The sequence below is a fragment of the Paenibacillus sp. FSL H3-0333 genome (genome assembly GCF_038002805.1).
Lineage (GTDB): Bacteria > Bacillota > Bacilli > Paenibacillales > Paenibacillaceae > Paenibacillus_AQ > Paenibacillus_AQ silagei.
The window spans coordinates 6,415,281-6,435,590 of the sequence record NZ_JBBODG010000001.1 but is presented as its reverse complement, the minus strand read 5'-3'; the positions used below and the strand labels follow the sequence as shown (position 1 = coordinate 6,435,590).

General features: G+C 54.2%; 15 protein-coding genes. 10 read left to right on the top strand and 5 right to left on the bottom strand.

The genetic code is table 11. The annotated features are described in order from the left end of the window. The first annotated feature begins 297 nt into the window (after window positions 1-297). From MHH78_RS28235 to MHH78_RS28200, 8 genes are all read left to right on the top strand, one after another. Window positions 298-1,305 (top strand): glycoside hydrolase family 130 protein, encoded by a 1,008-nt coding sequence (locus tag MHH78_RS28235; RefSeq protein ID WP_341169600.1) that lies wholly within the window; start codon window positions 298-300, stop codon window positions 1,303-1,305. A gap of 90 nt (window positions 1,306-1,395) precedes the next feature. Beyond that, a complete protein-coding gene (locus tag MHH78_RS28230) occupies window positions 1,396-1,674 on the top strand; it encodes a hypothetical protein (protein ID WP_341169599.1) in 279 nt (92 codons plus the stop codon). A 158-nt stretch (window positions 1,675-1,832) separates the two neighbouring features. Further along, the gene (locus MHH78_RS28225) at window positions 1,833-3,641 is read left to right on the top strand and encodes a cache domain-containing sensor histidine kinase (RefSeq protein ID WP_341169598.1); all 1,809 of its coding nucleotides are present in this window, start codon (window positions 1,833-1,835) and stop codon (window positions 3,639-3,641) included. A gap of 3 nt (window positions 3,642-3,644) precedes the next feature. Next, window positions 3,645-5,273, top strand: coding sequence for a response regulator (locus MHH78_RS28220; RefSeq protein ID WP_341169597.1), 1,629 nt, complete (start codon window positions 3,645-3,647; stop codon window positions 5,271-5,273). 174 nt (window positions 5,274-5,447) lie between these two features. After that, window positions 5,448-6,836, top strand: coding sequence for an ABC transporter substrate-binding protein (locus tag MHH78_RS28215; RefSeq protein ID WP_341169596.1), 1,389 nt, complete (start codon window positions 5,448-5,450; stop codon window positions 6,834-6,836). Window positions 6,837-6,944: 108 nt separating this feature from the next. Further along, complete coding sequence (locus MHH78_RS28210; protein ID WP_341169595.1) at window positions 6,945-7,847, top strand: carbohydrate ABC transporter permease; 903 nt, start codon at window positions 6,945-6,947, stop codon at window positions 7,845-7,847. Between the two features lie 14 nt (window positions 7,848-7,861). Continuing rightward, window positions 7,862-8,698, top strand: a complete 837-nt coding sequence (locus MHH78_RS28205; RefSeq protein ID WP_341169594.1) for a carbohydrate ABC transporter permease — start codon at window positions 7,862-7,864, stop codon at window positions 8,696-8,698. Window positions 8,699-8,768: 70 nt separating this feature from the next. Then, window positions 8,769-9,776, top strand: coding sequence for a glycoside hydrolase family 130 protein (locus tag MHH78_RS28200; protein ID WP_341169593.1), 1,008 nt, complete (start codon window positions 8,769-8,771; stop codon window positions 9,774-9,776). 672 nt (window positions 9,777-10,448) lie between these two features. Here MHH78_RS28200 and MHH78_RS28195 read toward each other — a convergent pair. Then, window positions 10,449-11,651: an ROK family protein gene (locus MHH78_RS28195; RefSeq protein ID WP_341169592.1), complete on the bottom strand. Its 1,203-nt coding sequence runs from the start codon at window positions 11,649-11,651 to the stop codon at window positions 10,449-10,451. Window positions 11,652-11,854: 203 nt separating this feature from the next. Further along, window positions 11,855-12,310 (bottom strand): CBS domain-containing protein, encoded by a 456-nt coding sequence (locus tag MHH78_RS28190; RefSeq protein WP_076079685.1) that lies wholly within the window; start codon window positions 12,308-12,310, stop codon window positions 11,855-11,857. A gap of 118 nt (window positions 12,311-12,428) precedes the next feature. Here MHH78_RS28190 and MHH78_RS28185 point away from each other — a divergent pair, with 118 nt between their 5' ends. Beyond that, window positions 12,429-12,863, top strand: coding sequence for a MarR family winged helix-turn-helix transcriptional regulator (locus MHH78_RS28185; RefSeq protein WP_341169591.1), 435 nt, complete (start codon window positions 12,429-12,431; stop codon window positions 12,861-12,863). A 116-nt stretch (window positions 12,864-12,979) separates the two neighbouring features. On the opposite strand, the gene MHH78_RS28180 is transcribed toward MHH78_RS28185, so the two are convergent. The 3 genes from MHH78_RS28180 to MHH78_RS28170 form a co-directional block, all read right to left on the bottom strand. After that, window positions 12,980-14,491, bottom strand: coding sequence for an amidase (locus MHH78_RS28180; RefSeq protein WP_341169590.1), 1,512 nt, complete (start codon window positions 14,489-14,491; stop codon window positions 12,980-12,982). Window positions 14,492-14,595: 104 nt separating this feature from the next. Next, window positions 14,596-15,177, bottom strand: a complete 582-nt coding sequence (locus MHH78_RS28175; RefSeq protein WP_340942776.1) for an LOG family protein — start codon at window positions 15,175-15,177, stop codon at window positions 14,596-14,598. 189 nt (window positions 15,178-15,366) lie between these two features. Further along, window positions 15,367-17,265 (bottom strand): S8 family peptidase, encoded by a 1,899-nt coding sequence (locus MHH78_RS28170; RefSeq protein WP_341169589.1) that lies wholly within the window; start codon window positions 17,263-17,265, stop codon window positions 15,367-15,369. Between the two features lie 301 nt (window positions 17,266-17,566). Here MHH78_RS28170 and MHH78_RS28165 point away from each other — a divergent pair, with 301 nt between their 5' ends. Continuing rightward, a complete protein-coding gene (locus MHH78_RS28165; protein WP_341169588.1) occupies window positions 17,567-20,284 on the top strand; it encodes an endonuclease in 2,718 nt (905 codons plus the stop codon). Window positions 20,285-20,310 lie beyond the last annotated feature (26 nt).

The following is a 20,310-nucleotide window of genomic DNA, read 5'->3' as shown; positions in this document are numbered from 1 at the left end:
TCGCCCATTCCGGCAGATTTAGTTGTACAAAGTACAGCTAGAAGAGGCGAACCTTTCTTTTCACGGTTTTTAGATGTACAGAATACAACTATCGCCGAATACTCGGTTCAAATGCAACTTTAACGTTACCATAATTATTAACTAAATTCAGTCCTTGTGCTCTATGCTCTACTAGCTGAAAATGGAAGATTTCATGTGAACATTTTATAGATTAACTATGCAAGATGATGCATAATAGGGGATGCAAAGACACTGGTTGCGCTTTCATCTATTAACTTACAGAGGGGAATCTGCACAATGAACGATCTGACGACAGGAACGCTGACTTCAAGTCCGGTGATGGTCCGGCATCCGCTTAACCCGATTCTGAAGCCTTCTGATGTACCCTATGGACCGGCGATGGTATTCAACGCCGGGGTGACGAAATTCAAGGGCAGATATGTCATGGTGTTCCGCAATGATTACGGGGATGAGAGCAAGGGAATCGTGGCTCCCCATCATACCACCAATCTGGGGCTTGCCTTCAGCGATGACGGCGTCCATTGGGAGGTACAGCCGGAGCCTTGCTGGTCCTGGCATGATGAAGAGGTGGTCCGGGTGTATGACCCGCGCCTGAGTGTCGTCGGAGACCGCTGTTATATGTGTTTCGCGGTTGATACGCGCCACGGGCTGCGCGGCGGGATCGCTGTCACTGACGATTTCTCCACTTTTGAGGTGCTAAGCCTGTCGCTGCCGGATAACCGCAACATGGTGCTCTTCCCGGAAACCATCGGAGGCAAGTATGTAAGGCTGGAGCGCCCGCTTCCGGTCTACAGCCGGGGCGGCCGCGACCGCTTCGATATGTGGATGAGCGATTCCCCCGATCTGAAGTACTGGGGGAACCATAAGCTGCTGCTGGCCGTGGAGCAAGTGGCTTATGCCAACGATAAGGTAGGTCCCGGTGCGCCGCCGGTGAAGACGGACAAGGGCTGGCTGACCACCTTCCATGCAGTGGATCTCGATCCTGCCCGGGGCAAGAACGGCTGGGAGGACACCTGGAAGAAGCGCTACACCGCCGGAATTATGCTGCTGGATCTGGAAGATCCGAGCAAGATTATCGGCCGGGCGGAAGCCCCGCTGCTGGTGCCGGAGGCGGCGTATGAAACTTCAGGTGGCTTCCGTAACGATGTCATTTTCCCCGGTGGGATGATCCTGGAGGACTCGGGCGAGGTCAAAATCTATTACGGTGCAGCCGATACGGTGGAATGTCTGGCGACGGCCCATGTGGATGATCTGCTCCGGCTTTGCCTGGAGGCAAAGAGATAATTAGACCGGTTATATAGGCAGGGGGCCTTCCGTTATGCGGAGGGCTTCCTGCCTTTTTCATTAATAAGGAAATTATGATGCATCGGCAGGATGACTATATTCTGGATCAGTAACAGGAATGACTTCACTGATTTCACCGGACACATGGACAGCGCGTGGTCATCTGGGCCGAATGTGGTCGGAAAACTGACTACATTCGGTGCGACAGAGACGTGTGAGCCAGATATGGTCGAAAAACCGACTACATTCGGTGCGGCAGAGATGTGTGAGCCAGATATGGTCGAAAAACCGACTACATTCGGTGCGGCAGAGGTGTGTGAGCTGGATATGGTCGGAAAACCGACCACATTCGGTGCGGCGGAGGTGTGAGGGCGGGATGTAGTCGAAAAACCGATCACAATGGGGATGCTGCAGGCTTTTTGTTCTAATTATCATGCCCTGTCTTGACGCCGGGCCGGAGCAGTCGTATCGTACAAGTGACAAGGACTGACAATCATAGGGAGATACATGCTCAAGAAGGGGGAACTATGGATACATTCACAGCCTATGGCCGGCAGCTCGGGCGGCAGATCGCCGGCAGGTATTACCGGATATCCATCAAACAGAGGATTCTGTTCTCGTTCATCGTGCTGATCACGCTGTCCATCGGTGCAATGGGCACCTTCTCATATTGGATTGCCGCGCAGGAGATCGAGGATAATGCTTACGCCGGCAGCCGGGAGACCGTAAGTAAAACGGCCCAGCTGCTGGATTCCCGCCTGAATGATGTGGCGCTGTCCGTGCAGTCCCTGATGCTGAGCGATGCGTACCGCAAGATGATGCTCGATGTGTTCAGCCATGATGTGTCGAATTACTACGTACATCTGTCCGATCTGCAATATGTCCTCTCGCAGGCCATGTTCAATCAGCCGATCATTGAGAGTGTGCTGATCGTTACCCCGATTGGCGATTTCTATCCCACTACGCAGATCCGGGCGCAGGACAACTCGTTCTACGGCTCGGAATTATATGATCTGAGCAAGGAGCAGCCGGGCGGCTACTGGGCCAAAGGACATTATGACCGGTTGTTCACAGGCAGCCAGAGGGTGGTCTCCTTCGTAGTCCGGGGAATTTATGAATACCCTTACACGCCGATCAGCAATGTATTTATTGTGGTCAATATCAGGGAGAACCGGATCGATGAGCTGCTGAATACAGGCGGAGAACAAGCAGGGAGAAATTATTATCTGGTGAGCGGGGAAGGAGAAGCTGTCGTGGAGTCCCGCTGGCCGTTCCGGGGCAGGTTCCCCTGGAAGCCGGTGCTTGCAGAAGCCGGGAAAGCGGCCGATCCGCAGGATCACTACTACAGCTATGGCGGCAAGGAATATCTGGTGAATTATACAAGCTCAGCGGCATCCCCCGACTGGATCATCTCCGGCATGCAGTCGCGGGACCAGCTGCTGGGCAAGCTGCAGCGGGTGCAGCGTATCACCATCTATGTCATCGTTGTTTTCCTGCTGGCGACCTGGCTGATTTCCAATAAGCTGACATCTGTGCTGCTGAAGCCCCTGTTCAAGCTGCGGCGGCTGATGCGCAGAGTCGAAGAGAATCAGCTCAGTGTGGTGTATGAGAGCCGTTATGAGGACGAGATTGCCCAGGTCGGCTTTCAGTTCAACCGGATGATGTCGGAGATTAAGACGCTGATTGCGGATGTGAAGACCAAGGAGGAGGGCAAACGGCATGCAGAGATCCGTGCCCTTACGGCGCAGATGGAGCCGCATTTTCTGTACAATACGCTCAATACCATCTATTGCAAATCGGTCATGGGCGAGAATGACGATGTGAATGAGATGATCCTGTCGTTGTCGCAGATGTTCCAGATCGGACTCAGCGGCGGCAAGGATCTGATTACCCTTGCGGATGAGCTGTCCCATATGCGGCAGTATTTTGCCATTCAGCAGAAATGCTATGAAGGTCTGTTCGAATACACGGTGACGGTAGAGGACGAGGCTCTGCTGTCCTGCCTGCTGCCGAAGATTATCCTGCAGCCGGTGGTGGAGAACAGCATTCAGCATGGCTTCAGCGACCGGACCATAGGAGGCAGGATAGACATCACGGTCAGCCGGGAGCAGGGGATGCTGCATATTTGCATTACCGACAACGGACGGGGACTTGATGCTGCACAGGTCAAGCAGGGGATGGCCACGGCTCCGCAGTCGAGGAAAGGTTATGCCCTGTTCAATATCAGGCACCGGCTGGCGCTGTATTACGGGGATGAAGCCCGTATGGATGTGGGCGGCGAGCCAGGTAAGGGATCACGGACGGATCTGTGGATTCCCTCAGAGGAGGAGCGTTGAAGGATGGAACGGAAGCTGGAGCCGGAAAGGTTCAAATTATGTGTAATTGACGATATCAAAAGTGTGGTGGAGATGGTCTCGCGCAAGCCGCCGTGGCAGGAGCACGGTATTGAGGTCGCCGGTACGGCGCTTGACGGTGAAGCGGGGCTGCAGATCATCCGCGAGACCCGGCCCGACATTGTGCTGACGGATATCCGCATGCCAAGAATGGACGGCCTGCAGATGACCCGGGCGATTCTGGAGGTGCTGCCGGATTGTAAGATTATTATCCTCAGCGCCTACTCGGAGTTCTCTTATGCCCAGGAAGCCATCCGGCTGGGGGCGCTTGATTTCGTGAAGAAGCCCTTTTCGCTGGAGGAGATTGTGAATGCAGTGCTGAAGGCCAGGGAGCTGTGCCGGGAGGAGCGTCAGGAGACCGCCAGGCTTGCTGTGATGGAATCCAAAATCAAGGAAAGTCTGCCTATCCTCCGCCAGGAATACCTCACCTTCCTGCTGCACCACCAGACGACAGAGGCGGATGCCCGTTCCCGCTGGGCCTATCTCGATATCCCGCTGGACCAGCATGATTTCTTCGTGTTTGTCGCCGAGATTGATCATTTCGCGGAGAAGCTGAGCGGGCAGCCTGTGCAGGAGGTCGAGCTGCTAAGGTTCAGCCTGCACAATATTCTCGAAGAGACGATTTCCGCCTGGACCCGCGGCGTTATTATCCGGGAGTCGACAGACCGGTACGTCTGCATCATGAACGGCTCGGACCCGGAGACCGCCGCGCTGATTACGGAGGCCTGCTGCACGAATGTAAGCCGCTTCTCGCGTCATACCATTTCTATTGGCGTGGGGCTGGACACGGCGGCGATTCAGGGGCTGGGTACGGCGTATAGGCAGGCGCTGAGCGCCCTGGGGTATCATTTCTATACCGGGGGCAACGGGGTATATCATTACAGCAATATCGAGAATAAACCACTCTCGCTTCACAACTATTCCGCCGCCGCCGAGCAGGAGCTGCTGTTCGCCCTGCGTTCCGGCAATTCCGCCAAAAGCCTGCAGCTGCTGGACCAGTTGTTCGCGGAGCTGCTGGACAGCGGGCTGTGGCCTGAGCCGCGTTATGTGGAAAGTGTCGGCTATGAGCTGAGCTCCAGGATCTGCCGGGTCCTGCTGGAGCAGTTCCCTTACGGGCAGGTGGAGCCGCTGGAGCTCCGAATTTCCGCCCTGAAGAACCAGATGCATCCTTCCCTTCAAGATATCCGGGACCTGCTCTCCTGGCTGTGCCGGGAGGCCTGTGCGCTGGTTACGGAGGCCCGTTCTCTGGAGTCCACACGGATTATCCGCCAAGCCGTCGAATACATCCATGGTCATCTGGACACGGGGCTGTCACTGGAGCAGATGGCGAAGCAGATTAACCTTAGCCAGGGGTATTTCTCCAATCTGTTCAAGAAGGTGCAGGGAATTTCGTTTCAGCAGTATGTGATGCATGAGAAGATGGAGAAGGCGAAGGCGATGCTGATCAGCGGCCGGCAGGTTCAGGAGATCGCCCAGGATCTCGGGTATGAGCACAGGCGCTATTTCAGTGAGGTATTCAAGAAATATACGAGCATGACTCCATCGGAGTTCAAATTGCATTATATTGGAAAATAATAGCAATCAGCAGGGGAGGAATTTCCGCAGGGCGGAGATTGCCTCCCCTGTTTGTATACAACTCCTACAGAAATCTGCCCTTAATGTGGGCTTACCCGCCTTATCTGAATCCGCCTATAGAACTATAATCAAGTTGTAAGCGAATACAGCAGGGTATATAAGGGGGCACTACCAATGATGAAGCGTACGCTAATGACATCTCTGAGCCTGGTCCTGGCACTCGGCTTGGCAGCCTGCGGCAATGGTAACAGCGGCGGCGGCAATGCAGCTGAAGGCAAGGGAGAAGGGGCGAAGGCCGGTTCGGGGGAAAAAACTAAAATCAGCTATTGGACAGGCGACCGCCACGATGCGGATTTTATAAAGGAGAAGGTAGCCGAGTTCAACGCATCCAATCCTGACGGGATTGAAGTGGAACTGGTCGTCAAGGGCGATGACTTCGATACCGCGCTCGATCTGTCCTTCCAGACCTCGGATGCGCCGGATGTGATCCGGGCGAAGGAGAATACCATCCAGACCTTCTATAAAAAAGGCTTTCTCGCTCCAATTGACGAGTTCCTGAGCGATGAGATGAAGACGAAATTCCCGGCCATGCCGGATCTGAATGAATTTGACGGCAAGCGTTACAGTCTGCCGAACTATGGAACGACCATGCGTCTGGTGTACAACAAGGATCTGTTCGCCAAAGCAGGCATTGAGCATCCGCCGACAACCCTGCAGGAGCTGGTGGATACCGCCAAGAAATTGACAGCAGCCGGCAAAGCGGACGGTGCTTACGGCTTCGCCCTTAACTTCAAGAACCCCGGCAGTGCGTTCGCACGTTCAGCGCGGGTGGTTGCGGAGATGAGCGGCTATGGCGGCTTCGGGTATGATTTCAAGACGGCCCGCTATGACTTCAGCGGCTTCGAGCCGATCATCAATGCTTTTAAGCAGATCAAGGACGACGGCAGTATGCTGCCGGGTGTAGAATCGCTGGATATTGATCCGCTGCGGGCGCAGTTTGCGGAAGGCAAGATCGGAATGTACATGTCCTACTCCTCGGAGCCGGGCGTCTACAAGAATCAGTTCCCGGCCAAGATTGACTGGGCGGCTGCTCCAGTTCCGACCATCGACGGCAATGTGAAGGGGGCTTCCGGCTTCCTCGGGGGCCAATGGCTGGCGCTCAGCTCGAAATCAGAGCACAAAGAAGCAGCCTGGAAGTTCATGGAGTTCATGTACGGCGATCAGGTGCTGACGGATTATCAGGAAAAAGGCTTCGGCATCTCCATGGTTCCGTCCATCAGCGCAGTAGCCAAGACACCGGATGTGAACGGCATCGAAGGCTTCCTGCCGAACAAGTACGATGGAGTGTGGCCGGTCTATCCGTCTGTAGCACCGGAAGGCATGAAATCGGATGACGCCTTCTTCAAATATATGCTGAACGGCGGCGACCTGAAGGCGATTATCGCTGATCTGAACAAACGCTATAATGCTGCACTGGACAGTGTAATTGCGAATGACGGTGTGAAGGCCGAGCCGGATGCCGGCTTTGATCCCGCCGCTCTGGGCGGCAAGTTCGCCAAATAGACAAAAGGTTAGGGATAGAGATATATAGGCCGGGATAGCGGGGGATGAGGGAGCAGCTCCCTCATCCCTCTGCTCTGGCCGTAAAGGAAAGGAGCCGGAAGAAACCAGATGAACAAAACGAAACATGCCTTATTCTCATACAGCTTTATCTTTCCAAGTGCCTTGCTTACGCTGGTCCTCGGGATTTACCCGATTGCCTGGGCGTTCCGCTATATGTTCTATGATTACAAAGGGTTTGGAACGGCGCGGTTTACCGGTCTGGCCAATTTCAGCCGCATTCTGAAGGATACCCAGTTCTGGGATTCGGTGGTGAATACGTTTGTCTATGCAGGCGGTAAGCTGCTGATCACCATTCCGCTGGCCCTGCTGCTGGCCGCCATATTGAACCGGGGGCTGCGGGGCAGACAGCTGCTGCGGGGGATTTTCTTCATGCCGACCGTTATCAGTACAGCCGTAATGGCCGTAGTCTTCTTCACGATTTTCAACTCGTATAACGGAATTCTCAACCAGTTCCTGATCCGCTTGGGCCTCACAGATTCCGGCGTGGACTGGCTGGGGCCGAAATATGCCATGCTCACCGTCATTCTGGTTGCGGCCTGGGGCGCGGTCGGCAATTATATGCTGCTCTTCCTCGCCGGTCTCCAGAATATTCCCGAGGATGTGTATGAGGCCTCTTCCCTGGACGGGGCAGGGAAAATTCAGCAGTTCCGCTATGTCACCCTGCCGATGCTCGGGCCTGTCATGCAGATGGTTATTATGCTGGCGATCATTACAGCCCTGAAGGGCTACGAGAGCATCATGGTACTGACTGAAGGCGGTCCTGTAGGCAAGACGGAGGTCATGTTCCTGTATTTGTACAAATTATTTTTCCCTGTCGGCGGGGGCAGCGCGGCGGTTCAGGTCCAGGAGTTCGGATACGGCAGTGCGGTCGCCTTTGTGTCTGCGGTCATTGTAGGGATGATATCACTCATTTATTTCTACGCATCCAGACGCATGAATCAGACCGATTGAGGAGAGAGGCTATTATGAGACTAAGAACCATACTGGGCAAAATCATTCTGTGGATTTTTTTGCTGGCTGTTGCTTTTGTCACCCTAATTCCGGTCGTGATCACCATCCTGGGTTCCTTCAAGACCAATGCTGAGCTTACTGCGGGAGCGACTTTCCTGCCGGAGAGCTGGCACTTCTCGAACTATGCCGAAGCCTGGTCGCAGGCGAATTTCTCCAGATATACGCTGAACAGCCTGATGGTTTCTCTGGCGGCAGTGGTCGGCACGCTTCTGGTCTCATCCATGGCGGCTTATGTAGTGGACCGGATGGATTTTGCCGGCAAAAAATTGTATATCGGACTGCAATCGTTCACCATGTTCGTGGCAGTAGGGGCGGTCGTGCTGCGTCCGCAGTTCGATCTGATGGTTAAGCTTCATCTGCACAACAGCCTGTGGGGAGTGATATTGATTCTGATCTCCGCCCATGCTTCGATCTTCTTCATTCTGTTCAGCTTCATGAAGGGGATTCCCCGCGAGCTGGACGAGGCGGCGCTGATCGACGGCTGCTCCCCGGGCCGGACCTTCTGGCGGATCATTCTGCCACTGCTCGGACCCGGACTTGGCGTAGGTGCCCTGTTCACCTTCCGCGGCGCGTGGAATGAATATCTGCTGCCGCTCGTGTTCACGATGACGAAGCCGGAGCTGCAGACGCTGACTGTCGGGCTGGCGAACCTGAAATACGGGATTTCGGCCGCTTCCCAGACCCATTACATGATGGCGGGAGCCTGCTTATCCATTCTGCCGATTCTCGTCGCCTATCTGTTCGCCAACAAATCCTTCATGCAGATGACGGCCGGTTCCCTGAAGGGGTAGCTGTCCGGCACTGCACAGACTATATACAACATGAAACACTCAACATTCAACATTTAAGGAGGTACACCCCATGACACTACACATTCCGGCGATTCTGCAATCCGCCCCGTTCATCCGGCGGTATCCGGGCAATCCGGTGCTGGATGCTGCAAAGGTTCCTTACCCCACCGCACTGGTATTCAATGCCGGTGTAACGAAATTTAACGGCAAATATGTGATGATCTTCCGCAATGATTACGGCTCACTGGCTGATCAGACGCTTGCGCCGCACCATACTACGGATCTCGGCATTGCTTACAGCGATGACGGGCTGAGCTGGACCGCCGGCCCGAAGCCGGTGTTCAAAATGCACGATGAAGAAATCATCCGTGCCTACGACCCGCGCCTGACCGTGCTCGGCGGCCGCTGTTACATGTGTTTTGCCGTGGATACGCGCCATGGCATCCGCGGCGGGATTGCCATTACCGATGATCTGGAACACTTCGAGGTGCTCAGCCTGTCTACACCGGACCTGCGCAATATGGTGCTGTTTCCCGAGCTGATTGGCGGCAAATATGTCCGGCTGGAGCGTCCCTTCACGGTGTACAGCCGCGGCGGCCGGGACCGCTTCGACGCCTGGATCTCCGAGTCGCCGGACCTTGTGCATTGGGGCAACTCCAGCCTGCTGCTCGCTGTCGAGCAGGTGCCGTTTGCCAATGACAAGGTCGGTCCAGCTGCACCTCCCGTCCGGACGGACAAGGGCTGGCTGACCACCTTCCATGCGGTGGATGTGGATCCGGCCAGGGGCAAGCACGGATGGGAAGACACCTGGAAGAAGCGCTATACTGCCGGAATTATGCTGCTGGATCTGGAGGACCCCCGCAAGGTGCTCGGCATGAGCAAGCAGCCGCTGCTGGCACCGGAGACAGATTATGAGATTGGTGGGGGCTTCCGCAATCATGTGATTTTTCCCGGCGGGATGATTCTGGAGGATGACGGCGAGGTCAAAATCTATTACGGCTCTGCGGATACGGTTGAATGTCTGGCTACGGCGCATGTAGACGATCTGCTCCGGCTCTGTCTGGAACCGGGGGAATAAATAAGATGGAAGCTAGCTGAAGGCTGAAAGGTGGAACAACATTGGGGCCATGTGCCATGATTGGAGCGGCGTGCGCGGAGATTGTGCATGAAGTGCAACAATGCCGGCTCAATAGGAGTGACTGTGGGGAGATCGCACAAAGTGTAACAATGCTAGCTCAATAGGAGCGGCCATAAGGAGATTGTGCATGAAGTGCAACAATTTAGCTACATAGGAGCCGCCAGTGCAGGAATCCTGCACAAATTGCAACAATCCAGCTCAAATTAGCACCGTTTCGCCGAAATTCCTGCAAAAGTTGCAACAATAGCTCCACAGCCAGTAACCAATTTAGAGAAATCCTGCAAAAGGTGCAACAATGCGGCTTACTAGGAGCGACTTGCGCGGAGATTGTGCAAAAGGTGCAACGATGCCGGAGCCCAACCAGCACCGCAAGCGAGATGAGGTGTATAAATGCACCTGATTCGGCCGGAAGTGGGCGCAGGGCGGAAATGAGGTGTATAAATACACCAGATTCAGCCGGAAGCAGGCGCAGCGCGGAAATCAGGTGTATAAATGCACCAGATCCAGCCGAAAGCGGGCGCAGGGCGGAAATAAGGTGTATAAATGCACCACAGCGGGAGCGGCTGGCATCCGGTCAGCCCGTCAACTGCTGGAGCAACATGTGCAGCACCCTCAGCTCGTCAACTGGTGCAGCACCAGCGCGCATGCGCCTGTTGCAACTGCGCGCTCGCCCAGGCTGCTCCGGGTGAAGCGGACATTGTACTGTCCGCGGTAGTAGGTCCGCTCCAGGGCGATCCGCGTGGCGGTCTCGTAGAAATCTGCGGCGAGGAACAGCGGGCCGCCCAGGATGACCTCCTCCGGGTGGAGGATGTTAATCAGGTTCGCCAGCCCGATGCCGCAGGCCACCGCCATCTCATCGAATAACCTGACCATCACTGGATCGCGCTCCCGGAGCGCTTCCAGCAGATGGACGAATTCTAAAGCCTCCGCATGCTCTGCCAGAGCACGGAGGCTTGTGCTGCTGCCCATCCGCCAGGCCTCTCGGGCCTGCCCCTCCAGCGTCCGGACCGACACATAGCTCTCCCAGGCCCCGGCGTTGCCGCCGGGAAGCTGCGGCGGTACTCCCGCGCGGTCAATGATCATCTGCCCAACCGCTCCCTCGGTATCAATTATGCCGTAGAGCAGCCGCCCATCGTTCATAATAGCGGAGCGCAGGCCGATTCCGGCATGGAGATAGAGAAGGTGCTGCTGCATCCGGTTGCTGCCGGCCCAGTATTCGCCGAGCAGTGCCGTATTGGCTCCATTATCCAGATAGACAGGCACCCCCAGGCGCTGCTCCAGCTGTTCCTTGATATGTACTTGTGACCAGCCCTCTGCAGGAAAATGGGCCGGATTCAGGATAACTCCGGCTGTGCGGTCCAGCGGACCAACCGCGCCGATGCCCAGACCGGCGACCCGGCTAAGCTGGACAGAGGCTGCGTCAAGCATCTGTACGCCTTGTCTGTGGAGCGACTTCATGAGAAGCTCGGGGGTAAGCCCTGCATCCATGCTCCAGGTATGCTCGCCCAGCAAGCGCAGATGAAAGTCCGTCAGCACAAGCTTGGCATGGGTCCGGGAGATCTCCAGTCCGAGCAGATAAGCGTAAGATGGATTCGTCTCATAAAGGGTAGGGCGGCGTCCTCCGGTGGATTCGCCGAAGCCGACCTCAACCAGAAGCTCCTGGGACAACAGTTCATCCAGGATGCGTGTTAACGTGCTTATGGTCAGTCCGCTTTCGTCCAGCAGGGTCTGCTTGGAGACGGTACCGTGTTTTCTGACCGTGAAATAGATCTCTTTGGCTTTGGGATTGGCGATGACTTCATGAATAGGCAGCACAGATGGTTCTCTCCTTATGAAAAGACTATACCTGACGAATGGACTACATCTGCTTCAACAATGACATAAAAAGCAGGGTGCCGCAACTATCACAAGGAGAGCGTAAGCGCCATTTCGAACTTGTAGCCGCTGCCGGGGAGAGACGCTGGACGGTCAGGCAGCACATGAGGATAAGTAGGCGCTAGTGGAGGGGATTGTTCATCCTAGAGCAGCGCCTTGAAGGAATGGCGGATCACATCGCCGCGGCTGATGATGCCGACCAGCACATGGTTCCGTTCAACAGGAACCTTTTTGATCTGCTTTTTGCCGAGGATGGTGGCGATGGCTTCAATATCTTCTTCGGCATGCACAGTGATGACCTTCTTCTTGGCGATAGCCATTACGTTCAGATCCAGCAGCTTCTGCGCCCGTTCCTCGAACAGATCATTATCCCCGACGAACACATTAATCTGGAAAAAAGAATCCACAATCAGATCCTCATGCCTGCCGATATAGCGCATAATATCCCCGTCGCTGAGGTAGGCGACAATCTCATTCCGGTCATTCACGACAGGCATACCGCTGATCCGGTGGGCAATACATTTCTCAATAAAAGTCCGTACAGTGTCTTCCTGCTTAACCTTGTACACCTGACGGACCATGAATTCATGGGCTTTCATACCGGTTCCCCCTGAAAATTAGCTTTGCAGAAATAAGTTGTATCATGAAAGTATATACTTGTATTATACAAGTGGAAAGAGTAAAGTCAATGAATAAAAGAGAAGAGGGGCAACCGGCATGGACAAACATTCAATTGAGACAATAGAGCTGGAAATGGCGGTTCTGTTCCGCCGTCTCACTTCAATTACCACGTTCAAAAAAATCGGCAATCTGGATCGTGCGGCCTACCTGCTGCTGCATCACATTGCATCTCGTGAAGGAACTGCCGGGATCAAGGCAATCTCCGATGAGTTTCAGCTGGATATTTCTACGGTCAGCCGGCAGGCTGCCTCACTGGAGAGTAAGGGGTACATCACCCGGGTACCGGACCCTGTGGACGGGCGGGCTTATTCGCTGCAGATTACGGAGACGGGCCAAGCGAGTCTGGAGGAGAACCGGCAGGTCCGGCAGGAGATGATCGAACAACTGCTAAAGGGCTGGTCGGAGGAGGAGGGACAGCTGTTCGGGGAACTGCTGCGGAAGTTCAATGCAACTTTTCTGGGAGAGGGCTGATGGGTCGCGGAAGTCTCTGGAAGCTCCCGGAGACATCACAGCAAAAGGGCCGTCCGCAGCGTTACTTCACGCTGCGGACGGCCCTTTGCATAGTATTCAGGGAAGCGGAACAGGCCTCAAGCAAAGCCTGCATTCCCGCTCATCCCTACCCATAGCGGGGATTGCTCCAGAGCCGCGGCGAGCTGGAGCAGCAGGTCCTCGCGCCCTTTGGAGGCCATGACCTGGACGCCGATCGGCATTCCTTCGGCCGTAAGATGCACCGGCACGCTCATGGCGGGCTGGCCGGTCAGGTTGGCGAGCTGGGTGAAGGGCGTGTAGGTCAGGCTCGGCTCGAACATCTCATAGATCATCCGCCGCTGCGCATCCTTCGGCAGCCCGCTGACTTGCATCAGCTCCTCTGTCTCCGCCGTGGTCTGGGTCAGCTCTCCGACCTTCGGGGCGGAGTCTGCATTAGCCGGAGTAATATACAGATCGAAGCGGTCCATCAGCGCGGCCATTTGCGCAGCGGCTACATCCCATTCGTGCAGACTGTGCACGAATTCTGCCGCCGAGACCTGCTTCCCGGCTTCGGCCAGCACCCAGGTGACAATATCCACTTCCTCTGCCTTAATTGCACGGCCCATGGCGCTCTCCAGCGACAGGAACATGGCGGATACTTCTCCCGCGTTCATCGTATAGTAGTTGTCCATCAGCCGCACCCCGTTGACCGGGCTCAGCTTCTCTTCCACCTCATAGCCCTCGGACTCCAGCCACTTGACCGTCTTCAGCACGGCCTCTACCGCCTCAGCGGATACCGGTGTTCCCACCGGCGAAGCGGTGGTGAAGGCGATCCGCAGCTTCCGCTGCGCAGGCTTCAGCAGATCGTCCAGGTAGACGCCCGGATACAGCGGCGTCTGAAAAGCCGCTTCCGGCTGCACCACCTGCAGCAGATCCAGCATCGCGGCGCTGTCCCGCACAGAGCGCGTCAGCGCAAAATCAATCGACGCGCCCTGCCACTGGCGGCCGATCCCCGGGCCGACCGGCGTACGCCCGCGCGTCGGCTTCAGCCCGAACAGGCCGGTGAACGAGGCCGGTATGCGGATGGAGCCGCCGCCGTCACTGGCTCCGGCGGCCGGGACGATCCCGGCGGCAACCGCCGCCGCCGCACCGCCACTGGAGCCGCCGGGTGAACAGGCGGGGTTCCAGGGGTTGCGGGCCGGGCCGTGGAGCAGGGGCTCGGTGATATTTTTGAGCCCGAATTCCGGCGTATTCGTATGGCCCAGCGGAATGAAGCCGCCGCGCCGGATACGGGCCACATAGTTAGAGTCCCGCTTCGCGACATTGTCCTTCATCAGCAGAGCGCCCGAGGTCAGCGATTCGCCGCCAATCGCCTGCGAGATATCCTTCAGCAGGAAGGGGACGCCGGCGAACGGACGGGGGGTATCCCCGGCCCCGTAATCAAGGGGCATCTCCGCAGCCTCCTTCAGCGCGGCCTCCCGGCGGGTGCGCACCACCGCATTCAGCAGCGGATTCACCTCATCCATCCGGGCATAGGCGGCTTCCACAAGCTCACGCGCCGAGACCTCCCGTGCCTTAACTAGGGCGGCAAGCCCCAGCGCATCATAACCGGAATAAGCAGACAACGACATAGGTATAACCTCTTTCTGGCAGGAACAGGCAGGCTACATAGTGGTCAGGCTATAGCTGCAGTCTCGCGCATAGTATATTGCGTTATAAGGGGGGCAGAGACTTTTCAAGTGCGCTCATCTGTAAGATATTGCTTCACTGGAGGCGGCGTATACTCTGCGAACTGCTGCAGAATGCCCTCAGGCGTGGTAGCGTTCAGCATGATGGAATGATGCTTCTCCTGCATGAATTGTTCCCGGGCCATGTTGCTGAACAGGGCAATCAGCGGATCATAATAATGATTCACATTAAGCAGTCCGCAGGGCTTCTGATGCAGGCCGAGCTGCGCCCAGGTGAAGATCTCGAAATACTCCTCCATCGTGCCCGGGCCGCCCGGCATAGCAATGAATCCGTCCGCCAGCTCAGACATCTTAAGCTTCCGTTCGTGCATAGAGTCTACCATGATCAGCTCCGTCAGACGGGTGTGCTCGATCTCCCTTTGCTTCAGAAAATGCGGCAGCACCCCGATCACCTGACCTCCCGCCTGCATCACGCTATCTGCAATAGCGCCCATCAAGCCTACAGTAGCTCCGCCATAGATCAGCGTAATGTTACGTGCGGCAAGCTCCTTGCCGAGTAGAATAGCGGATTCCTTGTATACGGGCGAAGCCCCTTCACTGGAACCGCAGAATACTGCGATACTCTTCATAAGCTGCTGACTCTCCTTTGTCTTAGTATCTAAAAATGCTTGGTGTATGTGTATCTACAACAAAGATACCATACGATGTTGTGCGTTAGAAGGATATGCTTAATGTTTAACTCTGGATTACATTTATTTTACAAAGGGGTCTATGTACAAAAGGAGCCAACAGAAGTTGTTGGCCCCTTGCAGATGCTCTTAATGGACAGGGGTTAATTCGGCGACTAATTGTACGGCTTTGGCGGCATCGATGCGTCCATAGCCATACCGGTCATGCCAACTGCCCGACATGGGTCTTGCTGATTTGCGGAGAATTTCCTGAATTTCCTCACTGGATAAAGAAATGCCGTGGGCCCACGCCTCTGCGAGCATCAGGGCAACAATACCGGTTACAGCGGGAGCTGCCATACTGGTGCCCATCATAGGAGTAACCTTATCTATTGATCCTGATTTAGCGGCCATAACCATGAATTGTTCACGTTCATTTTGCGTAGCATTTCCTCCCGGAGCACTAATCTCCGGCTTTTGTCTTCCGTCACGTGTCGGACCGGCGCTGGAGAAGAAGGAAAGCGGTGTGCCTGCTTCTTTGGCGCTGTATGAACCGACAACGACTGTTTTTTTGCCGCAGCAGATTGAACCAAGGGTATGCGTATTATCCAGCGGTTCCTCGAAATGGGATTGATTATAATACCATATGTCGTTCTTATCCTTCTCATTATCATCCCGCTCAATCCAGGCATGATATTTCCCCGACCGGATATTCTCTCCGCGCAGTCTAAGTGTCCATGCACCGGCCGGTAAACCGCTCTCCATGAAGATATTGATGACGTTGTCACCGTTGTTCGGATCTTGTTTCCGGTGGGAGATGAAGATCAGGATTTCATTCCGGTTCCCGACTGCCTGGTGATTCGTGCCGAGCTTAACCTCCCCGAGGTTATCCCCATCAGGAGTGATGAACTGGCAGGATAATTCATCTGCTGCATCGTACCAAAGCTCGATTTCGTTAGAGGTACGGTCTGATCGTTCCACGATCCAGCGAAGATCCTTCACCTCATTCTGGCGGATTGTACCACTGGCGTGTATGCCGTCGGTATAAGAGTTGCTGGCGGCCAATACGATGGCCCGATTGTTAGCAGCGGTTAGGAGTGTATCGAACCCTACCTCAACCAGAGAAGTGCCGTCATGGGGGCCGCCATTGGTACCCAGACTTATATTGGTAACACACGGCCGGTCTCCGGCGAGCTTATAGATATATTGCAGAGCCTCCAGCAGGTGCACTGAACCCCCGAAATCTCCTTTGACCGCGTCCGGTCCCGACCATGGAACATCATCGGCATTCAATTGTACAAAAATGATATCTGCCTGAGGAGCAGTACCGGGAACATTAGTTCCGTTACCGTTGCCCGCAGCAGTATCCATAACGTGTGTTCCGTGCCAGGGCTCATCTTCATGTTTGGGATCAGAAAGATGTAATGCCGCGAACGGATCATCTGTTTTCAGAGCACGGTTTAATTCGTCCTGCGAAAAGACTTTGCCGTAACCAAACTCGGTATCACTGGTATTAGGAACCGTCTGATCCCAATAGCTAAGTATCCGGCTTGTCCCGTCTGAATGGATAAAGTTCTTATGGGTAAAGTCACATCCATAATCTACAATCCCTACGACCACCCCTTTTCCGCCGTGGCTGTTGGTATTTTGATTCAGCAAGTCCGCCCGGGCCTTGGTTTCTTCAATGGTCTTAAAGAGCTGGGGCTTCAATAATTGTGATGACTTCAAGCTCATTACCGCCGGTGAATTGCGGATCTGTTCAATCTGATCAGCGTCAATCCGGGCGGTAACGAGCCGTACATTCTCCTGCTCCTCAGGCACGCTGCCCAAGTCGGCAATTTGCCGGACTCCGGACAGATTTTTCCACGCCTCCATATCCTTCACCTTGGCGATAACCGCGATTTCGCGGGTATCCGCTGTCTCCGTTGATTCTGCGTTGAACAAATGCGGATGAGCATCCTTATGTTCACTTTGATTAAAGGCAATGACCCGCTGCAGTCTTGGATCAAGCTTAGTGGGGATCTCATTCGTTGTTTCTTTGAGTTTCATTTCATGTCTCCTTTAGCTGGTTAGTGAACTGGAAAATACAACGTCCATATACTTTCACTAATTTGAATTTTTATAAAAACCATTTTATTCAAACCGATACATCCTATGGGATATGAACAATACAGCAAGAAAATTATGGTCATTCATACACGGGCATTCTTATTAAATGCATAAATGCATGTCGTCAAATAAACATTTATGTAAAAAAAAGTAAGTATCATCAAGTTAATGATTTCACATAATACCTGCGTTCTTTATTGGGAGGTACCCAAAAAAATAAATTGTAAGGGGTGAACAACGAATGTTCATATCCAACGAATCTGGAAGAAAGACGTATTCACTGGTCGGAAAACGTTATGCAGCTGCGGACAATACCCCTTTGACACCGGATGATTACCGCGATCTGGTGAAACGCCGTGCGGTTTCCATTCTGCATATTACTCCTGATGAGCAGGAGTGGCAGGGGAACGAAGAGCTCAGAAGAGAAACCGAGCAACTGATTATGGAGAAAATTCACCGTGACAGCAATCTGCTGCCCATTGATTTTTTGAGCAAGGGAGTTGAACGCGCCAAAGCGGTCTGCCGGATTGTAACACCTGCGGGACTTGGAACCGGATTCTTGATTGGCCGTGGGCTGGTGATGACTAACCATCATGTGCTGGCAAGCGTCGAGGAAGCAACTGGCAGCCAGGTTGAATTCGGATATGAAGAGAATGGGAAGATCGTCAAGCTTGCACTGAAGCCTGAGGAATTTTTCATCACTTCCCCTTTTGAAGAATTGGACTTCTCAATCGTAGCCTGTGAGACTGCCGGGATTGAGGATGTGATTCCTGTGAAGCTGATGCGGAGTCCGACAACGATTACCCGTGGAGAATATGCGAATATTATCCAGCATCCCAAGGGCAGGCAGAAAGAGATTGCTCTGCAGGACAACACAGTCAGCTATGTCTATGAAAAAGTGATTCATTATACGACCGATACGGAGCCGGGCTCCTCTGGTGCAGCAGTGTTTAACAACCAGTGGCAGCTTGTTGCCTTGCATCATGCGGGCTGGTATACAGACAATGATCAGCAGCAGGCAGTGAATGAAGGCATAAGGATCTCCGCAATCGTTGCCAAACTTGTAGCTCTTGCCCAAACTGGTGATTCTGCTGCTCTGCAGCTGACACAGAAGCTTGAAGGCACTTCGCCGTATCTGGGATTCTACGATGTTGAGGGGCTGGTGGATAACCGCAGAGAGCTTGCTGAAATCGAAATCCCCTCCTTTAAAGGAGATAAACGGTTCGCGGATATCGGATTCTGGAATATTGAAAACTTCAACAATAGCGTAAGTGAACAGCGGATTAAGGATGTTGCCCATTTAGTGGCAGATATGTCGATGGATACGCTTGGCCTTGTTGAGGTAGAGCGGGGGGCGCTGGACCGGCTGAGACAAGAGCTGAAGAATCGCGGAGCTGCTATGGACTACGTGTACCTTGATGCGGATGGGGGGCAGGATCTTGCGGTGCTGTACGATACGACCACGGCTAATGTTGAGCTCAGAACTGACATTAACCTGAAGTACGGCCGGCTGCTGCGTTCAGAAATCAACGGTAAAACTGCTTTTCCGAGAGAGCCTCTATTCGCAAAATGTACAGTTAGAGAAGATGGCCAGAATGTTGAATTCCTGAAGATTGTGGTGCATCTGAAAGCCATGCGTGATGCGGTAAGCACCGAAAGACGAACGCTTGCCGCCCAGACATTGTCAGTCATCATTGAGGATCTGAAGCGTACAGAAGAGTTCAAGGAGCTGCCTATTCTACTGGGTGGAGACTTGAATGATGATGCAGGAAGTGTGTCACTGAGTCCGGTGATGAACATGCCCTCGGTGCTTACACTAACCCTTGACGATGCACAGGCAGGTCATATCTCTTACATTGGTGATCATAAGTCGCTGATCGATCACATCATTATTACCAAGGATACCAGGGCAGGAGTTATCAGCTTCGACGGGAAGCAGGATGATGCCGGAATCGTCAGATTTGACAAAAGCATGCCTGATTATGCTTCGAGAATCTCAGATCATGTTCCACTCGTGCTGCGGATCATCTATAAAGACAGCAGCATCGAGCAGGATAACCTGAGGATTCCTTCAGTGCCGAGTGTGGTTTGGGCGCAGGGAAATACGATGGAGCATGCGCTGCTCAAGCTTCAGCTAAACCGCTTCAGACTCGAAGAGGAGCGGGGATATTACGATGCCGAGAAGGATAAATTCGATATCGTGAACTACTATCGCAGTGTGGATCTCCAGTCCGGGGGAAGCCAGGTGTTCCGTCAGCTGCATCAGCTGATGCTTGAGACCCATAACAGCATTTTCTCCTACCCGGCAAGCCGGACGCAGTTGTATGCCGGAGTCGATATCCGCGAGGATGGCAGTCTGCACAGCCTGTATTCAGGAGAGAAGCTTGATGCAGAAGAACTGATCCGGGAGGATCACCGTACCGAACGGCTGCGGAAGGAGTTCATGGAGAGCCTTGCCCTTCACGGCCCGGAGGAGGAGGAAGGGTTCCAGGAGCTGATCGATGAGAAATTCGGGTTCAATGTCGAGCATGTTGTTCCCCAGTCCTGGTTCAGCAAAAGCTCGCCTATGCGGGGTGATCTGCACCACTTATTCATCTGTGAGAAGGAATGCAACAGCTATAGAAGCAACATTCCATACTATGATTTTGCTGACTATAATCCGGAAGCCTACCGGGAAACCGTCCGGAATGCCTGCGGGAAACGCGGCGGGATGATCCGCTTTGAGCCGGAGAGCGGCAAGGGGGAGGCAGCGAGAGCGGTTTTGTACTTCCTGGTACGGTATCCGGGAAAAATCGAACGGCAAAATGAGCGGATTGACATTAAGCTGCTGCTGGGCTGGCATAAGGAGCATCCGGTGAGCCTGCATGAGAAGCACCGCAATCAGCTGATCTTTGAATTGCAGGGCAATCGCAATCCCTTCATTGATCTGCCTGAAATTGCAGATCAAATAGAGTTTTAACCAAGAGAAATAAGGAGGCGGCAACG